General features: G+C 65.1%; 11 protein-coding genes. 7 read left to right on the forward strand and 4 right to left on the reverse strand.

Going from position 1 to position 13,474, the window contains the following annotated elements; translation table 11 throughout:
* Complete coding sequence (locus ABIB38_RS19640) at positions 1 to 1,020, forward strand: aromatic ring-hydroxylating oxygenase subunit alpha (protein WP_429206391.1); 1,020 nt, start codon at positions 1 to 3, stop codon at positions 1,018 to 1,020.
* Here the strand turns inward: ABIB38_RS19640 and ABIB38_RS19645 are convergent.
* The 3 genes from ABIB38_RS19645 to ABIB38_RS19655 form a co-directional block, all read right to left on the reverse strand.
* A complete protein-coding gene (locus ABIB38_RS19645) occupies positions 1,017 to 1,880 on the reverse strand; it encodes a hypothetical protein (RefSeq protein WP_429206392.1) in 864 nt (287 codons plus the stop codon). The genes ABIB38_RS19640 and ABIB38_RS19645 overlap by 4 nt on opposite strands.
* A gap of 98 nt (positions 1,881 to 1,978) precedes the next feature.
* Positions 1,979 to 2,830, reverse strand: a complete 852-nt coding sequence (locus ABIB38_RS19650) for a flagellin (protein WP_429206393.1) — start codon at positions 2,828 to 2,830, stop codon at positions 1,979 to 1,981.
* Positions 2,831 to 2,968: 138 nt separating this feature from the next.
* Positions 2,969 to 5,164 (reverse strand): tetratricopeptide repeat protein, encoded by a 2,196-nt coding sequence (locus ABIB38_RS19655; protein ID WP_429206394.1) that lies wholly within the window; start codon positions 5,162 to 5,164, stop codon positions 2,969 to 2,971.
* A 307-nt stretch (positions 5,165 to 5,471) separates the two neighbouring features.
* Here ABIB38_RS19655 and ABIB38_RS19660 point away from each other — a divergent pair, with 307 nt between their 5' ends.
* The 6 genes from ABIB38_RS19660 to ABIB38_RS19685 all read left to right on the forward strand — a co-directional run bounded on the left by ABIB38_RS19660 (position 5,472) and on the right by ABIB38_RS19685 (position 11,672).
* Entirely contained in the window at positions 5,472 to 5,903 is a 432-nt protein-coding gene (locus tag ABIB38_RS19660; RefSeq protein WP_429206395.1) for a DUF2231 domain-containing protein, read from the forward strand.
* Entirely contained in the window at positions 5,900 to 7,195 is a 1,296-nt protein-coding gene (locus tag ABIB38_RS19665; RefSeq protein WP_429206396.1) for a PQQ-dependent sugar dehydrogenase, read from the forward strand. Before ABIB38_RS19660 ends, ABIB38_RS19665 begins: the two co-directional genes overlap by 4 nt.
* A gap of 276 nt (positions 7,196 to 7,471) precedes the next feature.
* A complete protein-coding gene (dusA, locus tag ABIB38_RS19670; RefSeq protein WP_429206397.1) occupies positions 7,472 to 8,503 on the forward strand; it encodes a tRNA dihydrouridine(20/20a) synthase DusA in 1,032 nt (343 codons plus the stop codon).
* A 350-nt stretch (positions 8,504 to 8,853) separates the two neighbouring features.
* On the forward strand, positions 8,854 to 10,623 hold the full coding sequence (locus ABIB38_RS19675) for a methyl-accepting chemotaxis protein (RefSeq protein ID WP_429206398.1): 1,770 nt from the start codon (positions 8,854 to 8,856) through the stop codon (positions 10,621 to 10,623).
* Between the two features lie 94 nt (positions 10,624 to 10,717).
* Positions 10,718 to 11,062, forward strand: coding sequence for an energy transducer TonB (locus tag ABIB38_RS19680; protein WP_208279792.1), 345 nt, complete (start codon positions 10,718 to 10,720; stop codon positions 11,060 to 11,062).
* Between the two features lie 205 nt (positions 11,063 to 11,267).
* Entirely contained in the window at positions 11,268 to 11,672 is a 405-nt protein-coding gene (locus ABIB38_RS19685) for a YXWGXW repeat-containing protein (RefSeq protein WP_429206399.1), read from the forward strand.
* A 33-nt stretch (positions 11,673 to 11,705) separates the two neighbouring features.
* Here the strand turns inward: ABIB38_RS19685 and ABIB38_RS19690 are convergent, their stop codons facing one another.
* The gene (locus ABIB38_RS19690; RefSeq protein ID WP_429206400.1) at positions 11,706 to 13,268 is read right to left on the reverse strand and encodes a sensor domain-containing diguanylate cyclase; all 1,563 of its coding nucleotides are present in this window, start codon (positions 13,266 to 13,268) and stop codon (positions 11,706 to 11,708) included.
* Positions 13,269 to 13,474 lie beyond the last annotated feature (206 nt).

The following is a 13,474-nucleotide window of genomic DNA, read 5'->3' on the forward strand; positions in this document are numbered from 1 at the left end:
ATGGATTTCGACGCCCGATTGTTCCGCGAGCACTGGCACCTGCTCTGCCACCGCAACGAGCTGCCGCTGGCGGGCGACTACCTGCGCCTGCACACGCCGCTGGGCGAGCTGGTCGTCTTCAACGACGGCGGCGAGCTGGTCGCCTTCGACAACCTGTGCCCGCACCGCGGCGCGCGCATCTATCCCGACGCCGCCGGCAACCAGCCGCCCACCTGCCGCTATCACGGCTGGAGCTTCCATGGCGGCCGGGTCAGCGTGCCGCAGGCCGCGTCCTTCGCCGGCTGCGACCTGTCCACGGCGCGCCTGAACACGCTGCAGCTCGACTGGTGCGGCGACTTCCTGTTCGCCGCGGTCGCGCCGGCGCTGGCGCTGTACGACCAGCTGGGCGAGGCTGCCGGCCTGCTCGAGAACATCGGCTTCAATATCGCCGGCCGGCTCGATCTGAACACCTACGATTTCGGCTGCTACTGGGCGGTGGCGGTCGAGAACGCGCTCGAGCCCTACCATATCGGCATGGTCCATCCGGATACCCTGGGCACGCTCGGGCTGGAGGCCGGCGAGAACGTCTACCATGGCCGCAACTCGGTATGGCGCGCGCCGCTGGGCAATGCCCGCGTCGCCAGGCAGCTGCAGTCGTTCAGGCGCCATTTCGCCATCGACTACGCCTACGACGGCTACATTAGCATCTACCTGTTCCCGTTCACGATGATCTCGTCGACCTTCGGCTACTCGTATTCGCTGCAGCATTTCTTCCCGGCCGCGCACGGCGCCGAGACCACCCATTTCAGCAGCCGCCTGCTGGGCGCGCACCCGGCGAATCCGCGCTCGGCGCAGCTGCTGGCGCCGCTGTTCGCCTCGAGCGCCGAGATCAACCGCAAGGTGTTCGAAGAGGACCACCAGGTCTGCCGCCTGGTGCCGAAATCGAGCTGGAGTCCGGCGCCGCTGGCGTACGCCTCGGCGACCGAGGCAAAGATCGTCCATTTCCGCCAGTCGTGCCGCGACTGGCTGGCAGGGCTCTAGACTTCCTGCTCCCGCGCCGGCACGGCCGGCAGCAACAGCGCCAGCTCGGCCACGGTCCGGAACACGGCCGGGGTCAAGGCCTGGGCCGCGGCTTCGGCATTCGCGATCATGGCGTGGGTGCGCCCGACCGGCAAATGGCCGCGCAACTGCCAGCGCACGACATTCACCCCGGCGCGCGCCAATACTTCTTCGAGTTCCGGCTGCAGCCGGCGCAGGCGCGTCAGCGCGCGCGCATCCGGCGCGCACAGTTCGATCGCCACGCCCTGCGGCAGCGGTTCGACCTGGATCACCACCGGGGTGCCGTCGGCCAGTTCCAGCTCCAGGCGCAGGGCCGCGCGCGGGCGCCGGCGGCGTCCAGGCGGCTTGTCGGCGTCTTCCGCCAGCACCCCCAGGTGCTGGGCGGCCTGGCCGCCGGCATGCACCGTGAAGCGCCAGGCGTCCGGGTGGGCCAGCTGGTGCTCGGGGGCCCTCGCCACTTGCCCCTGCTGGGCCGCCGCCAGCATGGCCGGCGACAACTGGCCGGCGCTGGCCGCCAGCGCGCGGCTGGTCAGCTGGCTGCCGTGGTTGCGCACCTGGGCGCGCCAGCTGCGCGCGAGCTGCGCGGCGTCCTGCGGCGGATAGGCCAGCTGGCGTGCCAGCACTGCCTGGTCGGGACGCATGGCCGCGCCTTCGGCGCCGGCTTCGGCCGCCGCTGCCTGGCCATTGGCCGCGGCGGCGCCCGGCAGCGGCTGGGAAAACGGCAGCGGCGGTCCATCGCCGCCGAGCAGGGCGGCGGGCAGGGCGGCGGCCACGGCGCCGACCTGCAGCGCGGGCACGATGGGGGGAGGCAGGGCGGCGGGCAGGAGGGGCGGGATGGCCATGGCGGTCGTGGTCCAAAAAAGAAAAAGGCCAACCGCGCGGCTGGCCTTCTGGAATCTTGCCCGGGGTGAGGCCCGGGCGAGGTCCGGCTATGCGGTCATTACTGCAGCAGCGACATGACCATCGACGACATGCTGTTCGACTGCTTCAGCATGGCGGTCGACGCTTGCAGCAGCATCTGGTTGGAGGTCATGTTCGCGCTCTCGCTGGCGAAGTCGACGTCCATGATCTGACCGGTCGCGGCCTTGGTGTTGGTGCTGATGTTGGCCAAGTTGTTGTACACGTGTTCCAGGCGGTTTGCAGCGGCGCCCAGGCTCGAACGCACGGTGCTGACCGACGCCAGTGCGTCTTCCAGGGTCTGGATGGTGCTGTTGGCGTTCGTGGTCAGTTCGGTGCCGGTGGTAGCGGCGCTGTAGTTCGCCGACACGGCCGAGATGTCGGTGTCCAGGGTGCTCATCGCGGCGCTGAGGTCGACTTCCATGGTCTCGCTCGACGAAGCGCCGATCTGGAAGGTCATCGCCGATTCCACGGTGCCGCCGACCAGCAGCGTCTCGCCGCCGAAGGTGGTGTTCTTCAGAACATTGCTCAGTTCCAGGCCCAGTGCATCGTATTCCAGCTGCATGGCGTCCTTGTCGTCGTCGGTCGACGATGCATCGGCTGCCTGGGTTGCCAGATCCTTCATGCGGACCAGCATGTTCGACACTTCGTCCAGCGCGCCTTCGGCGGTCTGCAGCATCGAGGTCGAATTCTGGGTGTTACGCATTGCGACGGTCATGCCCGAGGTCTGCGCTTTCAGGCGCGAAGCGATCTGCAGGCCGGCGGCGTCGTCCATTGCCGAGTTGATGCGGTAGCCGGTCGACAGGCGGGTCATCGAGGTCGACAGGTTGCCCTGGGTCCTGGCGATCGAGTTCTGTGCGGACAGTGCAGCGTTGTTGGTGTGAAGGCTCAGCATGTTTAGCTCCTGGTAAGCAGGTAATTCGGTCAATCGGTCGGTGTTTTCGAGTGCGTCACTCGCTCTCACAGTAACAAGGCGACCAATTTCCCTGCGGCATTAAATTCTTTTTAGAAATTTTTTTGATGCCCGCTCCGGTCACGCCATCCCGTCCTGCCCGGCTGCGGCGGACGCCCCGGTATCGGCCAGGTCCTGCATCGTGATCTCGATCGGCGCCGCGTCCATCCCACGGCACCAGCGTTCCCACATGCGGCGCAGCGCCAGTTCGACGCCACCGCCAACGATGCCGGGGTAGCCGAGGATGGAATTGAGGAACCGCTCGCGCATTGTGCTGCGGATGGTCGCCAGCGCGGACAGGTTCTCGGCCAGCAGCTGGCCCAGCTTGACATAGGTCTCGGGGCTGTCGGTGACAAAGGTGTGCAGCCCCAGGTGGGTCATGTACGGCGCCGCAGCCTGGCTTGGATTGGTCTTGCCGACCGTGCCGAGGGTGGGCACGCCCATCCACAGCGCATGGCCGATGGTGGTCGAGCCGCTGTAGGGGAAGGGGCTCAGGCAGATGTCGACCTCATGGTGCTGGGCCAGATAGGCGCGGATGCCGCTGCGCTGGCGCATCAGCAGGCGCTCGCGTGGAATTCCCTCCCGGGCGAACCACTCGGTCAGCAGTTCATCGTTGCCGGCCACCAGGCCGCCGAGCAGCATCTTCGAGGTCGGCACTGCGCGCAGCAGCGAGGCCCAGAGTGCGATCACGCTAGGGCTGAGCTTGCTCGCGCGGTGGAAGCTGCCGAAGGTGAGGTAACCGTTGCTCAGCGCCGGCAGCGGGTTCACCGGTGGCGCGTCTGACGACGGCAGGAAGGGTGCGCCCAAGGGCAGCTTGACGATTTTCTCGGTAAACTGCTTGTCGTAACGCGTCCCAGGCACCATGAACCGGTCTTGCAGGATGTAGTCCATCGAGGCCAGGCCGGTGGTGCCGGCATAGCCCATCCATGTCGCCTGGACGGGAGCGGGTTTGCGCGCGAACAGGGGCAGGCGGTTCATGGCCGAATGGCCCGACAGGTCGATCAGGATATCGATGCCGTCCTTGCGGATCAGGTCTTCGGCGGTCGCATCGTCCATGTTCCAGATGACGCGCCAGGCATGGACATCGTTCTTGATCGCGTGCGTGATGGCGTCTTCGCGTGCGTTATTGTAATAGGCGTAGATCTGAAGCTGGGTGCTGTTCTTCAGTGCCGACAACGTCGGCGCCAGGAAGTTGGACACGGCGTGATTGTACAAGTCGGCCGAGACCAGTCCGACCCGCAGTACCCGCGCCGGATCCCGGTCGTTCGTGTGCGGCCGGCGCAATGCCTGCAAGCCGGGTTCCCAGCGTTCGCCGAAGGCGAGGTGCTCGCGCGTGAGCGCTTCTGCGTCGGTGCAGCAGTGGCTCAGGATGAACAGCAGGATGCTATGGTGCACCGCCGAAGGCGACACCTCGAGCAGCCGCCGCGCCGCTTGCAGGGCATGTTCCCATTCTCCGATCGTGAAGTGGCAATGCAGCAGGGTATTGAGGGCATTGCCGCTCTCAGGATTGCGCTCCAGCAATTGGCGCGCCACCCCGATGGCGTCCGGATAGCGTCGAAACTTTTGCAATACCGCGCGCAGCTCGTCGAGCAGGCTGTCGTCGCCGGGCGCGAGCGTGACGGCTTGTTCCAGCGTACGGATCGCTTCGTCGCCGTTGTCGAGTTGTTTGTGGCACAGCGCCAACTGGTGCAAGGCGCGGACGTGCTGCGGCTGAGCGGCGAGCACGCCCTCCAGGCAGGTGCGCGCCTCGATCAGGCGGTTGCCCTGGTAAAGCAGGCATGCCAGGTCGAAACGCGCGCCGGGCTCGTCCGGGGCCAGCGCCAGCACCCGCGCCATGATCTCGTCGACTTCGGCAGCGGCGCCGCGGGCGTTCATCACGCCGGCCAGGGTCAGCTGGATGGCGATGTCCTGTGGCGCCAGCTCGGCCGCGCGACGGGCGCTCGGCTCGGCCTCGTCCGCGCGGCCAAGGCGCAGCAAGGCGTCGGCCAGATGCTGGTGCAGGTCTGCCGCTTCCTGGAAGCGCAAGGCGACGCGGTAGCAGGCGACGGCTTCTTCATAACGGCGCAGGTCGAACAAGGCGCCGGCCAGCACTCCGTGCACCCCGCGCAACTTCGCATTGAGCTCCAGCGCCCGCTGCAATGCCTTGACGCCCTCCTCGAGTTGCAATTCCTTGAGCAAGGCAAGACCGAGCAGGGCGTTGGCGTTGGCATCGCGCGGATTGCGGCGCACGCCTTGACGGCGTTCGGCAATCCTGGCCGCGGCATCGGGTGGAATCATATTGTTCATGCATACAGGGCCGACGCAAATCGGCTTGCCTATGGGAAATAATGCTAATTGTAATTCGGTATGCCGGCACCATGCCTTGTTTGTTGCTGCATGGGAGCGTTTTTTTCGCCGCGCCGTCGTCGAGCGAACATGACTGCAGACACGAAGGCCAACGACCGGATCTGATGCCGTCATGCACGCCAGGGCGCCGCTTCCCCGGCGTGCAGGCGTGAGAGAAATCGAATCTGGTTCAACCATGCGCCAGGACATCGGTCGACTCGATACTATTTGGATAACACCAACTATCAAGGACAATCCGATGTCGACTGTCGTTACAGCAAACCCGGCATACCGCAGTGCGCCGGGCACGCTTCATACCATCCTGCTCGCGGGCAGCGTCTCGCTGTTCCTGGGCGCATTGCTGAGCGATCTCGCCTACTACAATACTTACCAGATTCAGTGGAGCAATTTTGCGTCCTGGCTGATCGCCGGGGCCGAGTTGCTCAGCGGACTCGCTCTGGTGTTTGCGCTGGTCAACCTGATCCGGGCGCCGCACAAAAAGGGCCATGTCCTGACCTACTTCCTGCTGCTCCTGGCCACCTGGGCGCTGGGGCTGTTCAACGCCTTCCAGCACGCCAAGGACGCCTGGGCCGTCATGCCGGCCGGCCTGGTGCTGTCGGCCATCGTCTTCGTCCTGGCCTGCCTCGCGGCCTGGGCCGGTCTCCAACCACGCGTGGGAGGTGCACCATGAAGCGATCGAGCACACTGGTATTGCTGGGCGTTAGCCTGCTCCTGGCTGGCTGCACCGAAGGCGAGGGCGCCAAGACGCTGTCGCTCGGTACCGACCCGAAACTGCCGGCGCCGCAACGCGGCATGTTGCCGAGCATGAAGATTGCCGAACCATCGCCATGGGGCGACCAGAAGCCGACCGTGCCGGAAGGCTTCAGCGTCACGGCCATCGCGACCGGCCTGCAAATCCCGCGCCAGACGCTGGTCTTGCCGAACGGGGACATCCTGGTGGCGGAAGGCCGCGGCGGCAATGCGGCCAAGCTCAAGCCGAAAGACGTGATCGCCGGCTACATCAAGGCCAAGGGCAATACCCAGGTCAAGGGCGGCAATCGCCTGACCCTGCTGCGCGATGCCGACGGCGACGGCCAGTACGAACTGAAAACCGTGTTCGCGGACAAACTGAACGCACCGTATGGCCTGGCGTTTGCCAACAACAAGATTTACGTGGCCAACCAGGATGAGCTGGTGAGCTTCGACTACCAGGAAGGCCAGACCGCGGCCGGCGGCGCGCCGACCTCGATCACCGAGCTGCCTTCCGCGATCAACCACCACTGGACGAAGGCGATGACCGTCAGCCCCGACGGACGTTACCTGTACGTCGGCATCGGCTCGAACAGCAATATCACCGAGCGCGGCATGGAAGCCGAAGTCGACCGCGCGATGGTATGGCAGATCGACGCCGCTGCCGGCACCTATAAACCGTATGCGACGGGCCTGCGCAATCCGACGGCGCTGGCGATCCATCCGGACACCGGGCAGCTGTGGTCGGTGGTCAACGAGCGCGATGAGCTGGGACCGGACCTGGTGCCGGATTACCTGACCTCGGTGCGCGAAGGCGGCTTCTATGGCTGGCCGTACGCCTACTGGGGCCCGAACGCCGATCCGCGGGTCATGCCGGGCGACCCGGAAAAGGTCAAGGCCACCATCAAGCCGGACTACAGCCTCGGCTCGCACGTCGCCGCCCTCGGCCTGCATTTCTCGTCGCCGGTGATGGGCGAGCAATTTGCCAACGGCGCCTTCGTTGGCGAGCACGGCAGCTGGAACCGGATTCCGCCGGTAGGCTACAAGGTGATCTTCGTGCCGTTCGCCAACGGCCGTCCGGCCGGCGAGCCGATCGACTTCGTCACGGGCTTCCGTGACGAGAACGGCAAGACGCGCGGCCGTCCGGTGGGCGTCACCGTCGATCCGCGCGGGGCCCTGATCGTCGCGGACGACCTGGCCAATACCGTGTGGCGGGTGAGCCGCAACCGTTGATGCCGTTGCCCGAGTGTGCGTAGTTCAACAGCCGCGTAATGAAAGCGGCTTGAGCGGCGCGCGCGCGGGCGCGCCGCGCAGGAACGTCAGCAGGTCATCGACGTAGTCCGCAGCTGAGCGCTTGACCCCTGAGCGCTCAGCTTTCTCATGCATCCGCACGGCATCCGAAGCGCGTCCAGATCGCGTCACAGATGCGGCGCAGCCAGGTTTGGCTTATCATTGCCGGTTCCCGACAGTATTCGTCGCCCGCACCGGCGGCGACCAGACTCTTCCAGCATGAGCACCACCTCGACCATTCCGGGCGCCGCCGCCCCTGTCCTGCCATCGCGCCGCCTGTCGGTCGCCCCCATGATGGATTGGACCGACCGCCACTGCCGCGTCTTCCACCGCCAGATTACCCGCCACACCTGGCTGTACACCGAGATGGTCACCACCGGCGCCCTGGTCTACGGCGACGTCGAGCGCCACCTGCGCTACGACGACGTCGAGCACCCGGTCGCTCTGCAGCTGGGCGGCAGCGATCCGGCCGACCTGGCCAAGAGCGCGAAGCTGGGCCAGCAATGGGGCTACGACGAAATCAACCTCAACTGCGGCTGCCCGTCCGAACGGGTGCAGAAGGGCGCGTTCGGCGCCTGCCTGATGAACGAGCCGCAGCTGGTGGCCGATTGCGTGAAGGCGATGCGCGATGCGGTGTCGATCGACGTGACGGTAAAACACCGCATCGGTATCGATTACGACGAGGAATATGGCTTCGTGCGCGATTTCGTCGGCACCATCGCCGCCGCCGGCTGCAAGACGTTCATCGTGCACGCCCGCAATGCCGTTCTGAAAGGGCTCTCGCCGAAGGAAAACCGCGAGATCCCGCCGCTGCGCTATGCGGTGGCCTATCAGCTCAAGCGGGAGTTCCCTGACCTCGAGATCCTGATCAACGGCGGCATCAAGAGCGACGACGAGATCGCGCTGCACCTGGAGCATGTCGACGGCGTGATGCTGGGCCGCGAGGCCTATCACAATCCCTGGACCATGGCCGACTGGGACCGGCGCTTTTATGGCGACCTCGATGCCGGCCGCCCGCGTTCGCGGGTCGAGGTGCTGGAAGCGATGATTCCGTATATCGAGGAGCAGCTGCGTCTGTACGGCCCGCTGGGCCTGAAGCTCAACAGCATCACGCGCCACATGCTGGGGCTGATGCAGGGCTTGCCGGGGGCGCGTTTATTCCGCCAGACCCTGTCCGACTCAAAAAAACTGGCGCTGGGCGACCCGCGCCTGCTACTCGACGCCGCCGCCAGGATGCCGGCCACGGCCTGAATCTATCCAAGCGTAACGAAAAGGCGTGCCTCGGCACGCCTTTTTCATTTCCTGTCGACAAATCGATACATCCGATTGTCAATACAACCACAGAAGTTTCAAAATTGCTTGCTGCGTGGAAATAGTCGTTCCATAATGCAGACCTGTTCCATATGTTGCACTGTATCAATCCTGTTGTTGTTCCGAAACAATTCGGTTGAGCAAGAGGTTTTCTGACTAGCCATATGAAATCTTGATTTATCCTGTCGGAAATACCTGAAGTCGTGGAGAAATAACGATTTCAGATGCGCTTCGCTGGGCGCTTGCCTCTCCGAGCGAGTTTCGATCAATAAGTTACAGGGAAAACACGAATGAATTTGAACAACATGAAGGTCGGTACCCGTCTGGCCCTCGGTTTCGCACTGATTCTGCTGCTGCTGGTGGCTGTTGCCGTAGTGGGTATCCTGCGCATGTCGCAGATCCAGCATCGCCTTGATCACGTGGTCAGCGTGAGTAATGTGTCGACCGGCCTCGTGATCGAGATGCGCAACAACGTCAACGATCGCCTGCAGTCGCTGCGCGTCCTGACCCTGATGGCCGACCCGGCCGACATGGAGCCAGAGATCGCCAAGTTCAAGGAGCAGACTGCCCAGTACAACGAAACCCAGCGCAAGCTGACTGCCCTGTTCGCATCGAACGGCAACGACCAGGAAAAAGCGCTGCTGGCCCAGATCAAGGAACACGAAGCCGCCGCCATGCCGGCGATCGCCCGCGCCACCGAACTCTATCTGGCCGCCAATGCCATGGACGCTACCCGCGTGATGGTGCGCGAAGTGCGCCCGGTGCAGCGCAAGTGGACCGACGCCCTGAACGCGCTGGCCGCCCAGGAAGAAAAACAGAACGCCCAGACCAAGGCCGAGGCCGAAGCGGCGTTCGCCAATGCCCGTAACTTCATGCTGGTCCTGCTGGCCCTGGCCGTGGTGCTGGGCGTGGCGGCGGCCGTCGTGATCACCCGCAGCCTGCTCAAGCAGCTCGGCGGCGAGCCTGGCTACACCGCCAGGATCGCCGGCAGCATCGCCAACGGCGACCTGTCGATCGCGATCGACACCAAGAGTTCGGACCGCGGTAGCCTGCTGGTCGAAATGAAGGAAATGCGTAATAGCCTGGTGGACATCGTGGGCCAGGTGCGCCGCGGCACCGAAACCATCGGCACCGCCTCGCGTGAAATCGCCGCCGGCAATATCGACCTGTCCTCGCGTACCGAACTGCAGGCCAGCTCGCTGGAAAAGACCGCCTCGGCGATGGAGCAGCTGACCTCGACCGTCAAGCAGAACGCCGACAACGCCCGTGAAGCGAATGCGCTGGCCGCCGCCGCGTCGGATGTGGCCCGCAAGGGCGGCGACGTGGTGTCGCAAGTGGTCGGCACCATGGGTGAAATCAATGGCTCTGCCAGCAAGATCGCCGACATCATCGGCGTGATCGATGGTATCGCTTTCCAGACCAACATCCTGGCGCTGAACGCCGCGGTCGAAGCGGCCCGCGCCGGCGAACAGGGCCGCGGCTTCGCGGTCGTGGCTTCCGAGGTGCGTAACCTGGCCCAGCGCTCGGCTGCGGCGGCAAAAGAGATCAAGACCCTGATCGACGATTCGGTCTCCAAGGTCGAGCGCGGCAGCAAGCTGGTCGGCCAGGCCGGCGTGACGATGGACGAAGTGGTATCGAGCGTCAAGCGCGTGACCGACATCATGAGCGAGATCGCCAACGCCAGCGCCGAACAGAGCGCCGGCATCGCCCAGGTCAACACCTCGATCATCGAGATGGATGGCATGACCCAGCAAAACGCCGCGCTGGTGGAAGAAGCCGCCGCGGCCGCCCAGAGCCTGCAGGACCAGGCCGGCGAACTGGCCCGCGTGGTCAGCATCTTCAAGCTGGAAGAGAGTGAGCAGTTCCAATTCGAGGCGCAGGCGCCCGTCGCGACCACCACCGCGGTGGTGGTCCGTCCGGCCGCGAAGCGTCCCGCACCGCCGGCGCCGAAAAAGCCGGCCGCCGCCAGCGCCGCGGTGAATCCGGAAGAGGCAGAAGTTGCGCCGAAGCCGAAAAAGGCAGCTGCCACCGTCGGCAACGACGAGTGGGAAGAATTCTAAGAACGCATTACCAAGCAATTTGCGCCGGCCAGTCGGGCGGCGTGTAGCGAAGCATCACGACATTCAACTCTTAAAAACCTTATCTGGGGAAACCATGAAAAACCTGTCCGCCAAGCTGTTCGTTGCACTGACCCTCACTGCTGCCGCCAGCGCCAGCTTCGCCGCCGAAACCCCGGCGTCGTTCGATCCGAAGAAGTGCACTATCGAATATCCGAAGTCGTCGCTGATGAACGAAGAGCAGGGCACGACCTCGGCCTCGTTCCTGGTCAACGCGGACGGCACCGTGGCGGAGTCGAAGATCGACAAGTCGAGCGGCTTCAAGAACCTAGACCGCGCACTGGTCAAGGGCCTGACCTCGTGCAAGTTCAAGCCGGGCACCAAGGATGGCGCACCGGCCCAGACCTGGACCAAGGTCGACTACGCCTTCAAGCTCGACTGATCCCTTCCCCCTTTGCACGGCCGGCTTCCATCGCCGGCCGTGTTTTTGCAGCGCCCGCTTTTCTCGCCTCCCGCCTCTCCCTGTTCCCTGTTCCCTGTTACAAGTTTGTAGCGGCATGTATCCGCTGTAAAGACTTCCTTCAGTTCATCTTTTTGGCGTCCCGTCTCGCTATAGTGGTTTCACACCAACCGAAACGGAGAGCACCATGAAAACCATTCTTGCCACCGCCGCCGCCATCCTGATCGGCAGCGCAGCATTCGCACCAGTGCAGGCCCAGGCCGCTCATCCGCGGGCCGACGTACTCGTCATCAAGAAGGCGCCGCCGGCGCCCCGCCGCGAAGCCGTGCCGGCCGCGCGCCGCGGCTTTGAATGGGTGTCGGGTTACTGGGACTGGAACGGCCGCCGTCATGAGTGGGTCGCCGGCCACTGGGAGCGTGTGCGTCCGGGCTATGCCTACCAGCGCGCGCAATGGCGCCAGGACCGCAGCGGCTGGCATCTCGACCGAGGCGGCTGGCAGCAGTCGCGCCAGGTGGCGGCCTACCGCGACCGCGATCGCGATGGCGTCCCCAACCGCCACGACGCCCGTCCGAACAATCCTTACCGCCATTGATGATGGCGAGCCTGGCGCGGCCCGGGCAGCGGCTCAGGAGGCGGCGAGATCGCCGCCGCACACCTGGTTGCGGCCCGAATGCTTGGCCTGGTAGAGCAGGGCGTCGGCCCGCTCCACCAGCGCAGTGGCGCTGCCCGCCGGCGCACCTGGGGCGCTGGTGTCGACGCCCACGCTGATCGTCACGATGCCGGCGCCATTGCCGGCATGCGCGATTGCGAGTGCCATCACCGCCTGGCGGATGCGCTCCGCCACCATCCTGGCGCCGGCCGGATCGGTATCCGGCAGCAGGGCCACGAATTCCTCGCCGCCATAGCGCGCGGCCAGGTCGGCCGGACGCACCAGGCAGTCCCTCAAGGTCTGCGCAACCTGGCGCAGGCAGGCGTCGCCGGCCACGTGGCCATAGGTGTCGTTGTAGCGCTTGAAGTAATCGACGTCGAACATCAGCAGCGACAATGGCGCGCCGCTCCTGGCCGCGCGCACGAATTCCATCTCCAGGGCTTCCTCGAAGCGGCGCCGGTTGGCGATGCCGGTCAGGCTGTCGTGGTCGGCCAGGACCGCCAGCGCGCGGTTATGTTCCTGCAGCAGTTCGCGCGCCTGCACCAGTTCGTGCTCGAGGTGGTCGCGGATCACGATCTGGCGCACCAGGCGCCGGCCGAAGTACAGCAGCAATGCAATGGCGACCGCCGTGAACACGGCCTGGCCAAGCACCGACTTCAGCCATTTTTCCAGGATGTCGTGTTTGCTCTGCGCGGTGGCGACGATCAGCGGATAGGTTTCCAGATGGCGGTAACTGTACAGCCTTTCGATGCCGTCGATCTTCGAGCGCAGCATGGCGGTACCGGCGGGGCCCGAGCTGCGATACATCTGGTGCACCGGACCGTTACTGATGTCGGTTCCGACCAGCTTCTCGTTGTGTGGCAGGCGGTAGATCAGGGTGCCGTCGTCGAGGGCCAGCATGATCACGCCGGACTGGCCGACGTCGAAGCTCTGGTACAGGCTCGAGAAATACGCGATGCGGATCGTGCCGAGCGCGACGCCGCCGAAGGTCCCGTCCGGATTGTTCAGACGGCGCGAGACCGGCAGCATCCATTCGCCGGTCGACCGGCTGCGCACCGGCTTGCCGACATGGACGAAGCGATCGGGATTCTTGACGTGGTACTGGAAGTATTCGCGGTCGTCGACCGTGTACAGCGGAAGGCGGTCTTCCGAGCTCATCAGCCAGTGGCCGTCGGGGCCGAACACGAACAGACCGTCCAATTCGTCGACCTCGGCCGCCATGTTCTTGAGATGCAATTGCAGGCGTGGGCGCCCCGCGCCCGTCATGCCATCGGTCTCGGCCCGCTCGACCACGCCCGCCAGCACCGTATCGACCACCCGCACCGCGCTTTCGGCCTGGGCCGCCAGCGCGTGCGACATATTGGTGGTGGCAACGGCCACCTCGGCCAGGCGCTCCTTGCGCGCGCGCCAGCCGTCCCACACCTGTAGTGCCGGCAGCAACAGGCACAGGGCGAGGATGAACAGTACGGCATTGCGTACGGCAGGGCGTTTCTCGGCGGTGAGGCGGGAGATTTCGGGATTGACGCGCTTGTTTGGCATGGATCGGGGAGTCGCCACTGGCTGCCGCGGTGTGGCGGCGAAAACGGCGACTGGAGTTTCTTTTGGAAAACTCATCAATTGTCGCACATCAGGCATCTTCCGGCGGGCCGGTCGTTGCATTTTGCGCCATTTCCCGTGGTCGACGCGAGATGCGGCAGGGTCGGGCGCTTTCCCGGCTGGCTTTCGTAAAACGGAAAAAAGCCACA

The sequence above is a fragment of the Massilia sp. UYP11 genome (assembly GCF_050434805.1).
GTDB lineage: Bacteria > Pseudomonadota > Gammaproteobacteria > Burkholderiales > Burkholderiaceae_D > Telluria.